The organism is Aeromonas cavernicola (assembly GCF_002795305.1).
Lineage (GTDB): Bacteria > Pseudomonadota > Gammaproteobacteria > Enterobacterales > Aeromonadaceae > Aeromonas > Aeromonas cavernicola.
The window spans coordinates 1-18,246 of sequence record NZ_PGGC01000051.1; the positions used below are offsets into that span (position 1 = coordinate 1).

General features: G+C 49.4%; 16 protein-coding genes and 2 pseudogenes. 5 read left to right on the forward strand and 13 right to left on the reverse strand.

Going from position 1 to position 18,246, the window contains the following annotated elements:
- Nucleotides 1-214, reverse strand: a pseudogene (locus CUC53_RS19180) (2-succinyl-6-hydroxy-2,4-cyclohexadiene-1-carboxylate synthase); the annotation flags it as partial.
- Here CUC53_RS19180 and CUC53_RS06020 point away from each other — a divergent pair.
- The 5 genes and pseudogenes from CUC53_RS06020 to CUC53_RS06040 all read left to right on the forward strand — a co-directional run.
- Nucleotides 210-593: pseudogene (locus CUC53_RS06020) on the forward strand (alpha/beta hydrolase family protein); the annotation flags it as partial. The pseudogenes CUC53_RS19180 and CUC53_RS06020 sit on opposite strands and share 5 nt — an antisense overlap.
- On the forward strand, nt 586-1,446 hold the full coding sequence (menB, locus tag CUC53_RS06025) for a 1,4-dihydroxy-2-naphthoyl-CoA synthase (protein ID WP_100293318.1): 861 nt from the start codon (nt 586-588) through the stop codon (nt 1,444-1,446). The pseudogene CUC53_RS06020 and the gene menB, both read left to right, overlap by 8 nt.
- The gene (gene menC / locus CUC53_RS06030) at nt 1,446-2,375 is read left to right on the forward strand and encodes an o-succinylbenzoate synthase (RefSeq protein ID WP_100293319.1); all 930 of its coding nucleotides are present in this window, start codon (nt 1,446-1,448) and stop codon (nt 2,373-2,375) included. Before menB ends, menC begins: the two co-directional genes overlap by 1 nt.
- Nucleotides 2,368-3,822 (forward strand): AMP-binding protein, encoded by a 1,455-nt coding sequence (locus CUC53_RS06035; RefSeq protein ID WP_100293320.1) that lies wholly within the window; start codon nt 2,368-2,370, stop codon nt 3,820-3,822. The genes menC and CUC53_RS06035 overlap by 8 nt, the downstream gene beginning before the upstream one ends.
- Before the next feature lie 400 nt (nt 3,823-4,222).
- On the forward strand, nt 4,223-5,449 hold the full coding sequence (locus CUC53_RS06040; RefSeq protein ID WP_100293321.1) for a winged helix-turn-helix domain-containing protein: 1,227 nt from the start codon (nt 4,223-4,225) through the stop codon (nt 5,447-5,449).
- On the opposite strand, the gene CUC53_RS06045 is transcribed toward CUC53_RS06040, so the two are convergent.
- The 12 genes from CUC53_RS06045 to lepA all read right to left on the reverse strand — a co-directional run bounded on the left by CUC53_RS06045 (nt 5,450) and on the right by lepA (nt 18,212).
- The gene (locus tag CUC53_RS06045; protein WP_100293322.1) at nt 5,450-5,992 is read right to left on the reverse strand and encodes a fimbrial protein; all 543 of its coding nucleotides are present in this window, start codon (nt 5,990-5,992) and stop codon (nt 5,450-5,452) included.
- An 11-nt stretch (nt 5,993-6,003) separates the two neighbouring features.
- Complete coding sequence (locus tag CUC53_RS06050) at nt 6,004-7,032, reverse strand: fimbrial protein (protein ID WP_100293323.1); 1,029 nt, start codon at nt 7,030-7,032, stop codon at nt 6,004-6,006.
- A gap of 4 nt (nt 7,033-7,036) precedes the next feature.
- Nucleotides 7,037-7,768 (reverse strand): fimbria/pilus periplasmic chaperone, encoded by a 732-nt coding sequence (locus tag CUC53_RS06055; protein WP_100293345.1) that lies wholly within the window; start codon nt 7,766-7,768, stop codon nt 7,037-7,039.
- 10 nt (nt 7,769-7,778) lie between these two features.
- Nucleotides 7,779-10,313, reverse strand: a complete 2,535-nt coding sequence (locus tag CUC53_RS06060) for a fimbria/pilus outer membrane usher protein (protein WP_100293324.1) — start codon at nt 10,311-10,313, stop codon at nt 7,779-7,781.
- A 57-nt stretch (nt 10,314-10,370) separates the two neighbouring features.
- Complete coding sequence (locus tag CUC53_RS06065; RefSeq protein WP_100293325.1) at nt 10,371-10,775, reverse strand: hypothetical protein; 405 nt, start codon at nt 10,773-10,775, stop codon at nt 10,371-10,373.
- A 93-nt stretch (nt 10,776-10,868) separates the two neighbouring features.
- Nucleotides 10,869-11,405, reverse strand: coding sequence for a fimbrial protein (locus CUC53_RS06070; protein WP_100293326.1), 537 nt, complete (start codon nt 11,403-11,405; stop codon nt 10,869-10,871).
- A 758-nt stretch (nt 11,406-12,163) separates the two neighbouring features.
- Nucleotides 12,164-12,901 (reverse strand): pyridoxine 5'-phosphate synthase, encoded by a 738-nt coding sequence (gene pdxJ / locus CUC53_RS06075; protein ID WP_100293327.1) that lies wholly within the window; start codon nt 12,899-12,901, stop codon nt 12,164-12,166.
- A gap of 250 nt (nt 12,902-13,151) precedes the next feature.
- Nucleotides 13,152-13,862: a DNA repair protein RecO gene (gene recO / locus CUC53_RS06080; RefSeq protein ID WP_100293328.1), complete on the reverse strand. Its 711-nt coding sequence runs from the start codon at nt 13,860-13,862 to the stop codon at nt 13,152-13,154.
- Entirely contained in the window at nt 13,863-14,762 is a 900-nt protein-coding gene (era, locus tag CUC53_RS06085) for a GTPase Era (protein ID WP_100293329.1), read from the reverse strand.
- Between the two features lie 58 nt (nt 14,763-14,820).
- Nucleotides 14,821-15,492: a ribonuclease III gene (gene rnc / locus CUC53_RS06090; protein ID WP_100293330.1), complete on the reverse strand. Its 672-nt coding sequence runs from the start codon at nt 15,490-15,492 to the stop codon at nt 14,821-14,823.
- Nucleotides 15,492-16,415, reverse strand: coding sequence for a signal peptidase I (gene lepB / locus CUC53_RS06095; protein ID WP_100293331.1), 924 nt, complete (start codon nt 16,413-16,415; stop codon nt 15,492-15,494). The genes rnc and lepB overlap by 1 nt, the downstream gene beginning before the upstream one ends.
- Nucleotides 16,416-16,418: 3 nt before the next feature.
- A complete protein-coding gene (gene lepA, locus CUC53_RS06100; protein ID WP_100293332.1) occupies nt 16,419-18,212 on the reverse strand; it encodes a translation elongation factor 4 in 1,794 nt (597 codons plus the stop codon).
- Nucleotides 18,213-18,246 lie beyond the last annotated feature (34 nt).

The window sequence follows — 18,246 nt, forward strand, 5'->3', positions numbered from 1 at the left end:
CGAGCACTTCGGCCAGCCGCTCGCGCTCGAAGCGTTTTGCCCACTGCTCATCGTGCAGGATGCGGGTGGCCCGCTCACTGGCCGGCAGCCCTGGGTGGCAGCTCTCCAGCAGTAGTCCCCGCAGCCCAGCAGGCTCGCGGCTGGCGTGGTAGAGGGCCAGTCGCCCCCCCAGCGAATAACCCGCCAGCAGATAGCGCTCAATGTTGCGGCTGGCCGAAGTGCTCGACGACTGGTATCGGCAAGGGGTGTTTGCCGATCTCGACGAGATAGAACGGGCCCGGCAGATAGCTCGTCGCCTTGGCAATCAGGCCTGCGCCATCGCAGCCATGCTGCGTACCACCTCGCTCGGCAAGCAGCCGGATCTCGCCCCCTGGCTCATGGCGGGCCCGCTGCCGGTCACCTATGTGAGTGGCAAACGGGATCGCAAATTCCATCAGCTGGCTTGCCAGCTGGCGAAGCAACATCGCAGAATCAACCACTTGGTGCTGGAGGGCGGCCATAATCTGCACGCCCATCAGCCTGATCACTTTGCCCGGCTCCTCGCGGAGTGGGTCAACCAACAACAACAAGAAGAAGAGAAGCGTCATGATTGAAGCAATGACTGAAGCGGAACTTTATGCCCCCGCCGAGTGGCGTGATTGCTCCGCCGGTTACGAAGATATCCTCTATCACAAGTCCGGTGATGGCATTGCCAAGATCACCATCAACCGCCCCCAGGTACGCAACGCCTTCCGTCCCCGCACCGTCAAAGAGATGCTGCAGGCGCTGGCCGATGCCCGTTATGACGATCAGATCGGCACCATCATCCTGACCGGTTTTGGCGAGCAAGCCTTCTGCGCCGGCGGTGACCAGAAGATCCGTGGCGACTACGGTGGTTACCGCGATGACGAGGGGACTCACCACCTCAACGTGCTCGACTTCCAGCGCGACATCCGCACCTGCCCAAAACCGGTGGTGGCCATGGTGGCCGGCTACGCGGTCGGTGGCGGCCACGTGCTACACATGATGTGTGACCTGACCATCGCCGCCGACAACGCCCAGTTTGGCCAGACTGGCCCGAAAGTGGGCTCCTTCGATGGCGGCTGGGGGGCTGCCTACATGGCTCGCATCGTCGGCCAGAAGAAGGCCCGCGAGATCTGGTTCCTCTGCCGCATGTACGATGCCCAACAAGCCCTCGACATGGGGCTGGTCAACACCGTCGTGCCGTTGGCGGAACTGGAGCGAGAGACCGTGCGCTGGTGCCGCGAGATGCTGCAACACAGCCCGATGGCGCTGCGCTGCCTGAAAGCCGCCCTCAATGCTGACTGTGATGGTCAGGCAGGGTTGCAGGAGCTGGCGGGTAATGCCACCATGCTGTTTTACATGACCGAAGAGGGTCAGGAAGGGCGTAACGCATTTAACGAGAAACGCCGTCCCGACTTCTCCAAATACAAGCGGAATCCCTGATGACACTCGCCCTCTATCGCTATCAACTGCCTTTTACTCAGCCTCAGACCTTTCACGGCAAGGTGGAGGTGGTGCGAGAAGGGTTGTTGGTGCGCATCAATGACGGCTGGGGGGAAATCGCCCCCCTGCCCGGCTTCTCGACAGAGAGCCTGCAACAGGCAGAAACAGAGGCCCTTGCCGCACTGGCAGCCTTGGCCGCGGGAGAAATCCCCAGCCCCGCGCTGCCGTCGGTGCAATTTGGTCTCGACTGCGCACGCCGCCAGTGGCCCGAGCAGAGCAACCCGTTACCCGAGCCCTATCCCCTCATTCAAGGCTCACCGCAAGAGCTGCTGCGCAACTGGAAAGAGTGGCTACACCGCTCGCCAACCAAAGCAAAGCTGAAAGTGGCGCGCTACCCGATGCGGGATGAATTGGCGTTGATCCGCTTGCTGTTTGACCGGATGCCTGCGCTAAAGTTGGTGCTGGATGCCAATCAGGGCTGGACCCGCGAAGAGGCTTGGACTTTTTGCAGCCATCTCGACCCCAATCGCATCGAGTATCTGGAAGACCCTTGCGCCGACTTCGCGGACATCGCCTTTGTCGCTAACCGCACCGGCATGCCGGTGGCGCTGGATGAGCTGCTGGCGCAAGGCAAGCCATGGGAGCCGATCCCGCAGCTGCGCGCGCTGGTACTCAAACCCACCTTACTCGGCTCGCTAGCCAACTGCGAAGCACTGCTCGCTCGCGCCCACGAACTCAGGCTCAAGGTGATCATCTCCTCCTGCTTCGAATCGGATCTGGGCCTAAACCAGCTCACACGTCTGGCCGGTGAATGGGCGCCGGATCAGGCGCCGGGTCTCGATACCCGCCGCTGGATGGCAGGCAATCTGCTGGGGGATGATGGCAAACCGGATCTGAGCCGGCTGGAGCAGCTGTATTACCGTGATTAACCCTTCCCACTCACACGAACCAACACCGTGCCCAGTACGCCACTGGGCCATCACCGCTCCCGACCATATTGCCATCCATACCACCTCCCCCCTCAGTTACCGCCAGCTCGATGCCCGCCTCAACAGCGTGAGCCAACAGCTGGAACGGTATGGGGTACGCCGTGGCAATCATCTGGCGGCGGTGGTGCGCGGTGCGCTGGAAGATGTGCTGCTGGCGTGGGCCTGCGTGCGCAGCGGCGTGGTGTTCTGCCCGCTCAACCCCGCCTTCCCCGTTACAAAGCAGCGCGAGCTAGCAGTGCAGCTCGATGCTGACGCCTTCTGGTCAGCAGGGGAGATCCCGCCAGGAAACTGGCTACCCTTGCCGCTCGACTTCACGCGCGAATTGCCTGCAAGTGAGGAGGCGTGGCTGCTGACACCAACCCAGCTCAGCAACATGATCCTCACCTCCGGCTCCAGCGGCACGCCCAAAGCGGTGGTGCATCGGCTGAGCCACCATCTCGCCTCGGCCCGCGGCTCTGCCAGTCTGATCCCGCTTGATGAAGCCTGCGGCTGGCTGCTCTCACTGCCGCTGTTTCATATCGGCGGCTACGCCATCCTGTTTCGGGTCTTTCTGGCGGGCGCAACGCTAGTGCTGGATCAGCGTGAACGGCCCCTCAAGGAGCGGCTGGAGTGTCAACCCATCACTCACGCCTCCTTGGTACCGACTCAGCTCTGGCGCCTGCTGGCAGCGGGCTTTGACCCGGCCCGCACCCGATTGCGCGAACTGCTGCTCGGTGGCGCTGCCATTCCGCAGCCGCTGGTACATCGCCTCTGCGCCATGGGGCTGGTCCCCAAGGTAAGCTATGGCCTCTCCGAAATGGGCAGTCAGGTCTGCACCGCTGTACCCGGCGAGGCAGGTGTGGTTGGTAAACCACTGCCGGGGCGGGAGGTGTGCATCAAGGAGCAGGAGATCTGCGTGCGCGGCGCCACTCTGTTTGCCGGTTACTACCGGGCGGGTGGGCTGGAACTGCCCCTCGATGGCGAAGGCTGGTTTCATACCCGCGACAAGGGGCGGTTCACTGCGGCAGGTGAGCTGCTGGTGGAAGGGCGACTCGACAACCTTTTTATCTCGGGCGGGGAGAATATCCAACCCGAGACCATCGAACAGCGACTGCTCGATCATCCCGCCGTCGCCCGTGCGTTAGTCGTGCCAATCCCCAGTGAAGAGTGGGGGGAGCGACCCGCTGCGTTTATCGACTGGCATAACGAGCCAATTTCCTGCAGCGAACTAGCGGCTTGGGTCCGCGCCGCCTTACCCAGCTTTATGGTGCCAGACCATTGGCAACCGTGGCCTACACTCGATGACAGCTTCAAACCGCAACGAAAACATTACCAACAACTCATGGTAAACCCTGCACACACCATATTCTGTCGCACCCTTTCAGGTCCGCACTCGGCAGTGGAATAGCACAACAGCTATTTATTTTCTGCACCAAGCGCCGATAGTTACTTATGTTGCTGCCTCAGCTCATCTCACCAGTGATGGTGTTCATCGCTCCGCAAACACAGGTAATAAAAGGGAATGTGACATGCTGCGAGTGCCAATACGATAAACAACGCAGATACCCCAAGACCCCAAAATAGGGACAATGAGCCAGCATCACCTCACTATCACATCATTGAGCTTCATACCCCGCATCATGGATATCTTTGAATATTTCTGGATATGTAAATATATTGCGAACATTGTTCGCTTTGGGTTAGCCAAACCCAATATGTTGATAATAAACACTTTTAATTTCGATTCGTTTGAATAACATTACCATAGTGGTAAAATATCTCCCCCTTAGCAGTAGAGTGAGTCACGTATGAGTAGCAAAACATACAAAATAGCAGGGGATATCTTCTTTTCTGCTGCCATCTTTCGGCTCTCCAAAGGACAAAAGGATATAAAACTTAGTAATAAGGAGGCGGAGTTACTTGAACTACTTTGTAATGACGCAGGGACCGTTATTACTAGAGGAATATTACTGAACGCATTATGGCCGAATCAGGATAATACTGATACCAACCTGAATCGACAAATCCTATCGTTGAGAAGAAAGTTTGAATCTTTGGGATTATTGGAGGCTATCGATACTATCCCTAGAGTTGGCTATATATTTTGCGCACCAATAGAAACGATTACCGACGAATGCCCTGTAGCCACTATTAATAATGAAGAAAATAAAATAGTAACTGATCAACTCGACGATACAAAAAAATACACTAGAAGAAAGTATGATCATTATTTATCAAAAAGAAAAGTGCTTATCGTCGCTCTCTCCGTAATATTATTAGTCTTTTTTACTTTATTAGGTTATTCGTTAGTTGAGCGCGATGAAATAAAAATGATCAACGTTGATAATGTCTCATTTTATATAAATAGAAATTCTGAGAAAAAGTTAAATTTAGAAACAAGAAAAATCATCCCGGTCATTAAGGAAATTAATAGCAGCAATAGACATATTTCTATTTTTGTTGGGCAAGAGGCAATAAGTTATTTGACCATTGATCAGAAAAACAAAAAAATATCTACTAATGTTTTTTTACTAAGAAGCGGGCACCCGATATTAGAAGAACTACAGTGTGTTATTATGAGCATGGAAAATCCTGGTGATAAAATAACTAATAATTATGATAAACGAGATACGACTGTTAGGTACCATAGTAATTGTAGAACAACCGACCAATGGGTTGATATGACCCAGCAGAATAATATATTAACAACAATGGACCGAGAGATCATTGTCACTAAGTTTATTGCTAAAGATAGTTCAGGAAATACCTTATTTGACATTGACTCATTCGGGTATGCCAAAAGAGAGAATAACAAGTTCATAGTTGATATGAATAACAATATAGTCAACTTTATAGGTCAGCAGGCACTAATAAACAACAAAATAGCAACCACACTCATTGCTGCATTAATACCACCTAAACAGAAATCTATATTTACTCGCTTAAAAAAAGGGGTCCAGATGTCCAACTATATTGGCGGGATCATAATTTGGCCGGGAAAAGAATTTTTAAATGTGTCTCAAAAAAATATTTAATTATTCGTAAGACACTACAAAATTAGTAACCGCACTGTAAGTGCCAGGTTGAATATTCCTAGCAGCAATTGCAGAGGGCTGACCAACAACCGCGGCATAAAATTTCAAGTCATGTTGCGTGGCATTAGCTAGGCTATGCCCCGGTGATGCTTGACCTAAATTAAGTGGAGCGGCAGCCTGATCATAAAGCCTAATAGCCGCCCCTTTGGCAGACCCAGCAGAAAATGCAAGAGCGCCTACCACTTGACTATCCGCGGTACCACTAAAAACGATCCTTGCCATTCGAAAAATTCCAGGCTTACAGTCACGCAAAGTAATCGTAAATGGCACTTTTTCACCATTACCATCAGCATACAGCTCTTTGACATCAACAATGCCCATCTCCACTGACTGCGTGGCAGATTCAGGAGCAAGTAGACAAGGGCGCTCGACAATTCGACCATGTAGACGCACCGTATCACCTAATAACTCTACGCCTTCATCAGCAGCATTAACCAGCATTGAATAAGAAGCTAAAAATATTACTAGCCATATTTGAAACATCTCACCTTACCTTATTGGAATGCAGCAACAATTGTTGCTGTCGCATAAAAGTCGCCTGCAGGTATATTGGCTCCTTGAGGGGAAACGGGGGCCGCAATAAAGCCCCAATCACCTATATTTCCTTGCATATTTACAGGATAAAACTGCCGTAACTTTAACTCGTCACCGTTAAGTTGCTTAAATTTAATTCCCAAATTATTTATGATTTGACTACCTTGATAACCATTGCTGGAGGTCGCTAAGTAGTCTTGATTAAATGAGGCAGGCCGGCCACTGATCCCCAAACTAATTTTCAAGGCGTTACCTTCAAATGCCCCACCTTCACATCTGAAGGTCAGTGGCACGGTTTTTTCAAAACTATTGCCATCTAAACCACTGGTAGGAATATCACCAAACTCAACTTCAATTGTCTGGCCGGCATTAATGACACAACGCTCTGGCACATATAATAACGCAGAGCTGATCGTAATACGTGACATGGGAATGCTATTAAAGGTTTCAACCGTTCGACCAATTCTGCCATACATTTCGACAATCTGCCGATCACTGATTTGAATACCATTGATAATTGGCCGTCTTACCCTGAAACTAACAATACCTGCACTACCACTTCGAAAATTACCAGACGAGAAACTAGCACCAACATTGCACCAAAAATTATCAAGTAGATTACTTCTGTTATCAAAAGGCACTTGGACATATTGATCTAAGTTCCCATCAATCCAGATCTGCACTCTCATATCTAAAAAGTCATTTAATCTTACATAACCATCACCTACTGGGGGCAAATTACTAATATACACCCCACGATAATAGACTGGAGACCACCGAGGTACAGCAGCAGTAGGGCAGGTGATATTACCGGAGTAATTAGAGTTTAAATCCCAAGTAAAGCCTGGCGTAACATAACCAATCTCATTTCTGAGATTAGAATTATTTAGATCAATAACATAGTTCATGGGAGTTACGGGCGTTACATAACCATTTGCCATCGCCGTGCTGGCAAATAATAAGCTAACAATACAGGCTGGTCGTAACATATGATTACTCACCCTTACGAACCTGACAGTTATTGCCAGAGCACTGATATGTTAAATCTATGTAACCACCATAATCATTTACGTAACTAATAATGAAGTTGTTACCCACTGCCTCAGGGATCGCAGCCCGCATATCAGACTTAGGTGCAACCATCACAGCTGAAAATCCTTTTATCGATGTTTTTTCTTTACCCTTAGGGTGGGCCAAACCAACGTAAGTAATAAAATACGGGGTCGGGTTATGGATCTGTAACGCTAAGCCTTGCTTAGTAATTGTCACTTGATCTTGCCAAACAGCATTGCGTTCTGGGATGATCTGTTGTGGCCGATAAAATAGTTTTATTTTTGACTGAACGGCAATCTGCATAATATTTGCCTTGTCACTTTTAGGTGGAATCTCACGTAAGTTAAAATAGTAAATAGATTCGCGATCTTTCGGCAAGGCGTCTACAGCAGGCACGGTTGCAATACGTACAATCGACTTTTGATTAGCATCGACTCTTTGAACTGGCGGCAAAATAACAAACGGCGATGAGATTTTTTTACCTTCTGAGTCTTCAATCCAAGACTGTGCCAAATAAGGCAATGTTTGATTCTCATTTTTAATGTTGATACTGATCGACTTTGCACCACCAGGATAAACAGCACGAGTACGATCAAGCACAATAGCCGCTGTCGCATTTAACGAGAAAACAGTTAACAGGGTTAGAGTTGTCAAAGAGTGCAGCTTTTTCATCATTATCCCATCATTTACAAGTGAGTTTATTCATAGAAACATCGGCCATTTCTTGTGGAGCTATGATCTTACATTGACGAGCCCCTCCCCAAGAAACATCAAAAGACTGACCACCTTTGACGCCAGTCAGGTAAATCATGCCATCCTCATCGACAACAGCATTGACTCGACCTGACTCTTCGGCAACTGTAGCACCAAAGGGAGGGTAAGAACCATTAGGCAACACCACCCTGGCTAGAAATTTAAAACCTTTTGCAACATCAAAATTAACATAACCGATAGACCCTTCAATTAAAGTCCCTTCTTTAATTCCATCGGTGGTATCAACATCATCCTCTAGCAAATCAATATCGATACGCATGTCATTTTTCCGATAGTCGGTAATGCTACTAACTACTGCCAATCCTTGGCTATTTGTCACTGCCATACCATTATTAAGCGAAATACCCGATGCGTCGCCGGTATCAACCATCATACGGGTACCACCACGTTGACCACCCTGATGCAGTGCCATACCATGTTCCGTCATTGTCATTCCGCCACGAACACTGCCGCCTAAAGAGGTAAACTCACTTTGCACACTCGATGCATTGAGGTTTACCGCAGCAACACTATTAGTATGGCTATAATATCCACGGGATACAGCATGACCATTCGCCTGAACACCTGCACTTAGCTGATAAGTATCATTTGGACGACTGTAATCATGATAATTTGCCAAATGAGTCACACCACTATTTGTGGATTGCACGCTATAACCAACACTTTTTCTATCAGCGAATGGCACACTAACACTAAACGAAATATTGTCATCATCTTGAGAATTCCCTAATTTCGTTCTAAATGCTGACAGATAAAGAGAGATATTATTAATATTTCCAATATTTACTGACTTACTAAGCGATAGACCATAACGGTCTTCAGCTGCATGATCCCAGTAAGTACGGTGGTTATAATCTAGGAACAGAGTTAGTGCTTTAGTCGCATCATCGGCCCAAAATGTTTTATTGGCCGTAATGATATATGACTCTTTATCACCCCACACTTCCTCGTTATCAATGAACGAAAAATCACTATTCTCCAAGCGCTCCTTTCTGCTAAGAAACTGAGGCATAGTCATAAAATCTTGCTGGGAAAAACGATAACCCGCAAACGTAATAGCACTGTTATAGTCATCGAATTGTTTAGCGTAGTTGACTCGAAATGATTGACCCGCTTTGGTTGACTGCTCGGGTAAGTCGGCAACGGAACGCGTCAAATCAGCAGAGAAAGCGCCAAAAGAATAGAGATCACGGCCAATACCTAAGCCAAATGAGTTATATTCTCCAGCAATTAAACTACCACCATAAAGAGACCAAGAGTTAGCGACCCCCCACGAAAAATCACCGGTAATAAAACTAGGACCGTGAATATCATGCGCAGAATCACCCTCTTCAGAGGGGGCACCTGCGGTGAGGTTGTATCGCACGTAACCCGGTCTTGTTAGATAAGGAACCGTCGCTGTATCGACTTGAAACGAACTACGACTACCATCTTGCTCTTCGACAGTCACATCCAAACGACCCCGAACAGAGCTATCTAGCTCCTGAATTCTAAATGGCCCCGCAGGCACGTTCGTCTCATAAATAATCCGGCCGGACTGAGAAATGGTCACTTTAGCATTGGTTTTGGCAATACCACTTACCTGAGGGGCATAACCTTGTAAGCTCGGCGGTAACATACGCTCGTCATTCGCTAAATTAACACCGGTATAACGAAATCCATCGATCAGCTGCGAGTTCAGCTGTTGTTCACCGACGGTTAATTTAGCTGCCATATACGGTAAAGGGCGATAGGCATACACTCTATTTACACTTGAAGAACGCTGACTATTTGCACCCGAAGAATAATTGGTTTGATAATCCCCACGTAAACGCCAAGCGGAGTAATTCATCCCTAGTGTACCGTAACTACTTATATTAGTTACGGATTGCTGGTTAGCATCGTTGAATTGACCATTGATATTGTAATCAATCATGGCGCCAGTGATCCCAGACTCCCACTGCTCTGGGGGAATCCAGTTTGGATCACTGTATTTCATCCACGCTTGGGGGATCGCGATTCGAAGAAAACCATTTGCGATGTCGTTGGTAATAATCACACCATCCAACGCCAGCAAATTTGCACATTCGCCTTGGTGCCAGCTATCTATTTTGTCAATGGCTTCTTTGGTTAATGCCATCATGGGGATAATGTCGTGGGGTAAACAGGCTACTCCACCTTTATCTTTTTGCTCTGCTACCTCATAGAAAGGTATCGTTTGAAGTGGCAATTTATTTTTGTTAACTTCAATTTCTAACAAATAATCACCGGGAAGTATAAAGCCCTCATCTTTAAATTGGCTAATATCTATCGTTGTCTGATCTGCAACATCCAGTGCATCAATATTAAATTCCGTTTCTGCAGATACGTTATATACCACGCTGACTAGACATGATACGCATAGCATTTTTTTTATATTGAAATAATTTTTATTTCTTACAGACTTTAATATTAAAACGCTCATAAGATTACTCAAAAAGACATTACTGTATTCCCAAAAACATCTGTAAAAATATTACATTTACATATAATCTAATTCAAAAAATGCAACATTATTTTCATAAACAGTATCGCCACTTTTAGCTAAACCCACATCTAGTTCCATGCGGCTATTTACAACATCTGAAATGATAAAAGAGTATTCCGATGACTTTTTGTATTCACCTTGGCTAACTATCACCAATTCATCACTAACAGCACCACTAATGGATACTTTAATCACGGGCAATTGAAAGTCGACGGGGCCCTCTTTTTGGCAACCACTGAGTTTTAACTGTCCAGTACTGTCTTTTTGTAACAAAAAATCGCCTAGCAAGTCTAAGGTACAGCTTGGCTCTGCTACTCCATCCATTGCCTCATCAGCATGAGATACATTCATCAGCATCACAATCTGTAATACGAGCAACACAAAAATTGGAATTTTCATATTTGAGACGCAACATATTAGGAAGGAATTGATCATATGAAGCTGTGGTAGCTAGCGCTACCACAGCATTTTCACACGTTAAAGCAGAGCTATTTACTCGTAAGCCAGAGTAAAGTTAGTTACCGCGGTGAACGCACCAGCAACTAATGGGTTAGCGGTAGAATCATCATAACCTTTCAATGCTGCAGCATAAACCAAGGTATTAGTACCATTGGTCAAGGTAGTGGCAGGAGTAGCCTGACCCAGAACAACTGGAGCACCACTTACACCAAACATCTTGATACCAGCACCACGAGCTTGACCGCCACCGATAGCCAACAGATCATTTTCAACGCTGTCTACAGTGCCGCCGAAAGTCACTTTGACTGCATCGTCAGCAGCAGTGATCTGGCAGTTTTCCAAAACGATGGAGAACTGTTTCTCAGCAGACTGGCCACCGTCGGTAAGCTGTCTGATACTGATCTGACCCAGTTCAACAACTTGGTTCTCAGAATCGGCAGATACAGAGCAAGGCGCATTGATGATTTCGCCATTGAAAGTCACCTGGCCGGAACCTTGTTGAGCCATTGCAGCACCGCTCAGCATCAAAGAGGCAACACCCATAGCGATCAGAGTTTTGTTAGCTTTCATTATATTGTACCTAAATTAACGTGAATTAACGTGTGTTGTTGTGCTTCATCAACTATCACTAGTAGATAAAGTTGTTTGCCACCCTAGCTAGACCAAATAACCCTAACGTTACGCAATCACAATTCAGAATATCGTACGCCAGATCGATTTTTGGTGTGGCAGTATCTTAAGCAAACCGACAGATGTTGCGTCGAATACTTTGCTCGTTGCCATTATCTATCTTTAATGGAAAAAAGCAAAAACTTACAAGCCCCCGTCTTTGCTGACCACAAATATCCATGACTTCACGCTCTGTATCAAATACATTTTGATTCTTATATATCTAAAAAAAAACACATATAAAACATACGCATAAATCAAAAAAGCAACACAAAAAAACTCAGTATGAAATAAAAAACAATGAGCGATTTGCTCAAAAAAACACACAGGAAAAGACCTACAGTAAAATCCTACTTAAAAAACAAAACAATCAATTAAAACTTACAAGAGACAGCTCTCATAGTGCCGTTTAGCCCCCCCATTGGTATTAACAGCATCATTATCAATAACAGGGGATAAATAAAAAAACAGCCTTTATTTCATGCATAATTATACAGTTTTAATATTGTCACTAATTATCTTATCGTATTGACAGCATTGATTATCGTTAATGAGAGATACACATTTAAATCAGGAAACTGATATATATTATTGATAATGCAGCTGTCATCCGATAACAGCCGCAATGTTAGATATACATATTCAACCGCTGAGTCGACTTAAATCCCCTGTCTAGCCTCCTGCATCAGTAAACGCATATCACTGACTGCTTTAGCTAACCCATCGAAGGCGGCGCGGCCGATAATGGCATGGCCAATGTTGAGTTCGTAGAGCTCAGGAATCGCGGCAATAGTTTTAACGTTGTGGTAATGCAGACCGTGCCCCGCATTGACCTTAAGCCCCTTACCCGCAGCATAGGACGCCCCCGCGGCGATGCGCTTGAACTCCGCATTACGCTCACCATCGTTAGTCGCGTCAGCGTAGCGGCCGGTGTGAATCTCGATAAAGGGTGCCCCACTCTCGGCAGCGGCATCAATCTGCAGCGGATCGGCATCGATAAAAAGTGACACTTGGGCACCAACGGCAGCGAGACGAGTGACCGCATCGGTGACTTTGGCAAGCTGACCTGCCACATCCAGCCCGCCCTCGGTGGTGACCTCGGTACGTTTTTCTGGCACTAAGCAGACGAAATGAGGCTTGATCCGCTGCGCAATACCTATCATCTCCTCGGTGACCGCCATCTCTAAGTTCATCCTGGTTTGAATGGTTTGCCGCAACACCTCGACATCACGATCAGTGATATGGCGACGATCTTCACGTAAATGAATAGTGATGCCATCCGCACCGGCTTGCTCCGCGATAAACGCCGCTTGCACAGGGTCTGGGTACTGAGTACCCCGCGCATTACGCAGCGTTGCGATGTGGTCGATATTCACCCCCAGATAGATCTCACTCATGACTAACTCCTTGAAACTATTTATCTATTGTCTGTACTTTCAAAAAAATTCCACATCCATGCTACATCTCAGCTAGCCACTCCGATGAACAAAACGTCACCGACCACAAGCCAAGCTCATTGATATGGAGATACCCAATCAGGTAGTGTCGCGACACGATAAACCAAGCAACATGGCCATGTAAAAACAGCGCGTGCTTTATTGGGCAAACGTTTGCTCAAACAGCTGATCGTTATCATGACCGTCACAGTTAATCCTGGTTATAGCGTCGACGGTTTAAAAACAGCTCTCTGCTTTTTAACTGACGTTGACCAAGATAAGGCTGCAGCGCCAATCGGCTGAACCGTTTAGCTGCTTGGAGCAAGGAGGGCGAATCAAGCCGACCTTCGGCAAACGCCAGTAAATGAGCGCCGAGAAATAGGCCGCGATGATCTGGTGCCCGCTCTGCAGCGACAAAGCCCAGTTCTCGCTCAAACCCGTATAGCTCAGCGGGTTGGATCGGCGACTCATCGTCGGCGGTGTACTCAAAATCGACCGCATAACCGAGCGCTTGTAGTAATAAAAACTCAAAACGGCGTAAGGGCAATTCAGGATTTTCGCCCTGTGCAAGAGCCATGATCGCGCGAGCATAAGCATCAAACACCTCAGGAAACGGGGTGTGTGCTTCTAGCAGGTAGTAGACCAGTTCGTTGAGATAGAGGCCGTAGAAAAGGCGATCACCGCCAAGCCGCAGAGAGTGATCGGGGCATTCGACCTGGGTGAGGTTCTTAAGCTCGCCCTTGCCGCGCCAAGCGATGGTAAGTAGGGTAAAGGGTTGCAGTAACCCTTTGAGCGAGGAGCGTGGTCCGCGCGAACCACGCGCAACGAGGGTAAAGCGGCCACTATCTTGAGTGAAAACCTCGACCAGTTGGCTGGTCTCTCGATAGGGCCGACTGTGGATGACGAAAGCGGGGTTCAGCAATCAGTCATCACCATACCCTAGACTCCGCAGAGCCCGCTCGTCGTCCGCCCAGCCTGATTTGACCTTAACCCACAACTCAAGGTGCACCTTATTCTGGAACAGCCGTTCCATATCGAGCCGTGCTTCGGTACCGATAGTCTTGATCTTCTCGCCCTTGTTGCCGATGACCATTTTCTTCTGGCCATCACGTTCGACCAAGATCAGGCCGTGGATGTGGTAGAGGCCATTCTCTTCCACCTTAAAACGCTCGATCTCCACCGTCACCGAATAGGGCAGCTCCTCACCGGTGAAGCGCATCAGCTTCTCGCGGATGATCTCGGAGGCCATAAAGCGGGAGGAGCGGTCGGTCACGTAATCTTCGGGGAAGAAGTGGACGTTCTCCGGCAGTAGATCCTTGGCCCATTCGCGGATCTTCTCCACATTGGTGCCCTTCTCGGCACTGATGGGCAGGATGTGAGCGAAGTTCATCTGCTGGCCAAGCCACTCGAGGTGGGGCAACAAATCCTCTTTCTCTTTAACGTTGTCGATTTTGTTGACCGCTAATACGACTGGGCATTTGAGATGGCGCAGCTTGCCAACCACCATCTCATCATCTTTGGTCCAGTGAGTACCGTCGACCATGAACACCACCATGGCCACATCACCGAGCGAACTGGTGGCAGCACGGTTCATCAGGCGGTTGATGGCCCGCTTCTCTTCAATGTGCAGACCCGGGGTATCGACATAGATAGTCTGGTAGTTCTCTTCAGTATCAATCCCCAAAATCCGGTGGCGGGTAGTCTGGGGCTTCTTCGAGGTGATGCTGACCTTCTGGCCGAGTAACTTGTTAAGCAGAGTGGACTTGCCCACATTGGGGCGGCCGACGATGGCGACAAAGCCGCAATAGGTGGTATCTGTCATGACAGTTTTTCCAATGCTTGTGGTGTTGAAAGAGTGCGTCTTCTTGCAGCAGTCGCTGTCACGACAATCTTTCTAATGCTTGCTGTGCGGCCGCCTGCTCAGCCTTACGGCGACTGGTACCGACCCCTTTGATTGGACCATCCAAGCCTTCTACCTCGCACTGAACGGTAAATTCTTGGTTGTGAGCCTCACCTTTGACATTCGTCACGGTGTAAGTCGGTAGGGGCTTACGACTGCCCTGCAGTACCTCTTGCAGGCGGGTCTTAGGATCTTTCTGCTCGATACCAGGCTTGATGTCGTCCAACCGGCTGGAGTACCAGCCAAGCAGCAACGTACGCACCGTCTCAATATCGCGATCCAAATAGACAGCCCCGATCACCGCCTCAACGGTATCAGCCAAAATGGATTCGCGGCGAAAACCACCACTTTTCAGTTCGCCCGGGCCGAGGATCAGGTGATCCCCTAGGTCAAACTCACGGCCAATCTCAGCCAGCGTCTTCTCACGCACTAAGGTCGCCCGCATCCGACTGAGATCCCCTTCCGCGACCTGCGGAAAACGGTGAAACAGCTCATCAGCGATCACCAAACTCAAAATGGAATCGCCTAAAAACTCCAAGCGCTCGTTATGCCGAGAGCCGGCACTACGGTGAGTCAACGCCCGAGTTAATAACTCTTGATCACCAAAAACGTGGCCAAGCCGCGACTGCAATCTGCTGATCTTGATGTTCATCAGGTGATTCCGCCAATGCGGTTGAAACGCACCCTGGTCGGAATCCAGCTAGGCAACAGTGCCCCTTCTTCACGCTCAAATTCAAAGCTTATCCAGATGGCCACCGCTTTGCCGACCAGATTCTGCTCGGGGACGAAGCCCCAGAAGCGGCTGTCGGTGCTGTTATCACGGTTATCGCCCATCACAAAATAGTGTCCTTCAGGAACAATCCATTCATCGTCGGCGGCACCCGGCTGGCGGAAGTAACGATCCGACATATCCGGCATATATGGGTTACGCAGGGTCTGGTGAGACACCTCGCCTAACTGCTCGGTATAACGCTCAAGAGGAGCCCCCATCTGGCTAAACTCCCCCCGCTGTTCAAACTGGGTATCGAGCTTCTGGTAACCGGGACAGGTTTTTCCCTCCTGTTGCTCACACTTAGGCAGGATCATTAACTCTTTATCACGATAAATCACCCGATCACCTGGCATACCGACTACCCGCTTGATGTAGTCGAGGCGAGGCTCAAGAGGATATTTAAATACCACTACGTCGCCACGCTGCGGCTCACCCGTTTCGAGAAACTTGGTGTTAGTGACCGGATCTCGCAAACCGTAGGCAAATTTTTCCACCAAGATGAAATCACCCACCAGCAAGGTGGGCATCATGGAACCTGACGGGATCTGAAACGGCTCAAAGATGAAAGAGCGCAGCACCAAAACGAACGTAATAACCGGAAAAACCCCTGCGGTTTGCTCTATCCACACCGGCACTGGGGCAACCTTGGCCAAGGTCTGCTCATCAAGATGACCGGCGCTCTGGGTGCGAGCCGCCGCAATTTTGGCCGCGCGCTGCTTAGACCAGATCCCCTTATCTAGACACCAAATAACACCCGTGATGGCACAGACCACCACTAGGATCAGGGAAAACGTGCTTGCCATCGATTAGTCCTTTCCTACGTGGAGAATTGCTAGAAACGCCTCTTGCGGCACATCAACACGGCCGAGAGACTTCATCCGTTTCTTACCTTCTTTCTGCTTGTTCAGTAGCTTTTTCTTGCGGCTCACATCGCCACCGTAACACTTGGCGGTCACGTCTTTACGCAACGCCTTGACGGTGCTGCGAGCGATGATTTGGTTACCGATGGCGGCTTGAATGGCAATATCGAACATCTGACGTGGGATCAACTCACGCATTTTTTCCACCACCTGACGACCGCGATACTGGGCGTTCTCCTTGTGGGTGATGATGGCCAATGCGTCAACCCGCTCACCGTTGATCATGATGTCCAACCGCACCATGTCAGAGGTTTCAAAACGCTTGAAGCCATAATCGAGCGACGCATAACCGCGACTGGTGGATTTCAGGCGGTCAAAGAAGTCGAGCACCACTTCCGCCATCGGGATTTCATAAGTCAGCGCTACCTGTTTGCCGTGATAGACCATGTTGGTCTGCACGCCACGTTTCTCGATACAGAGGGTGATCACGTTGCCCATGTACTCTTGCGGCAACAGAATATTGCACTCGGCGATCGGTTCGCGCATCTCATTGATACTGGTGATAGCCGGCATCTGGGCTGGGCTATCGATGTGGATGGTGGTGCCATCGGTCAGCTCGATCTCATACACAACGGTCGGCGCCGTGGTGATCAGGTCCAGGTCATATTCACGTTCCAGACGCTCCTGAATGATCTCCATGTGCAACATCCCGAGGAAGCCGCAACGAAAGCCAAAGCCCAGTGCAGTGGAACTTTCCGGTTCAAAGAACAGGGAAGCATCGTTCAAGGAGAGCTTGTCGAGCGCGTCGCGGAACGCTTCATAGTCATCGCTGGAGATGGGGAACAGACCGGCGTAGACCTGAGGTTTCACCTTTTTGAAACCGGCCAGCGCCTTGTCGGCACCGTTTTTAGCCTGCGTGAGGGTATCGCCCACAGGGGCACCGTGGATGTCTTTGATCCCACAAACGACCCAACCTACCTCGCCGCAGCCCAACCCTTGGGTATCTACCTGCTTAGGCGTGAAGATACCAATCCGGTCGACACCCCATACCTGACCGGTACTCATCACCTTGATTTTGTCGTTCTTTTTGAGGGAACCATGTTTGATCCGCACCAATGAAACGACCCCTAAATAGGAGTCAAACCAAGAGTCGATGATCAGCGCCTGTAGCGGTGCGTCCGGGTCACCCTCCGGAGCCGGGATCTTGGCAACGATCTCTTCCAACACCAGATCAACACCCAGACCAGTTTTGGCGGAGCAGCGTACCGCATCGACCGCGTCGATACCGACGATGTCTTCGATCTCCTCGGCGACCCGCTCCGGCTCGGCAGCAGGCAGATCAATCTTGTTCAGCACCGGCACCACTTCCAGCTCCATTTCCATGGCGGTATAGCAGTTGGCCAGAGTCTGTGCCTCAACCCCCTGACCGGCATCCACCACCAGCAACGCCCCTTCACAGGCCGCCAAAGAGCGAGAAACCTCGTAAGAAAAATCTACGTGGCCTGGGGTATCGATAAAGTTCAGCTGATAGGTGTTACCGTCTTGAGCCTGGTAGTTCAGGGTCACACTCTGTGCTTTGATAGTAATGCCGCGCTCGCGCTCCAAATCCATGGAATCAAGCACTTGCGCCTGCATCTCGCGGTCGGACAAGCCACCACACGTCTGGATCAAACGGTCCGACAGAGTCGATTTACCGTGGTCGATGTGCGCAATAATCGAAAAGTTACGAATGTATTTCATCGAGCAAGAGTCACTCAAAATTGGTTTAAGGTCA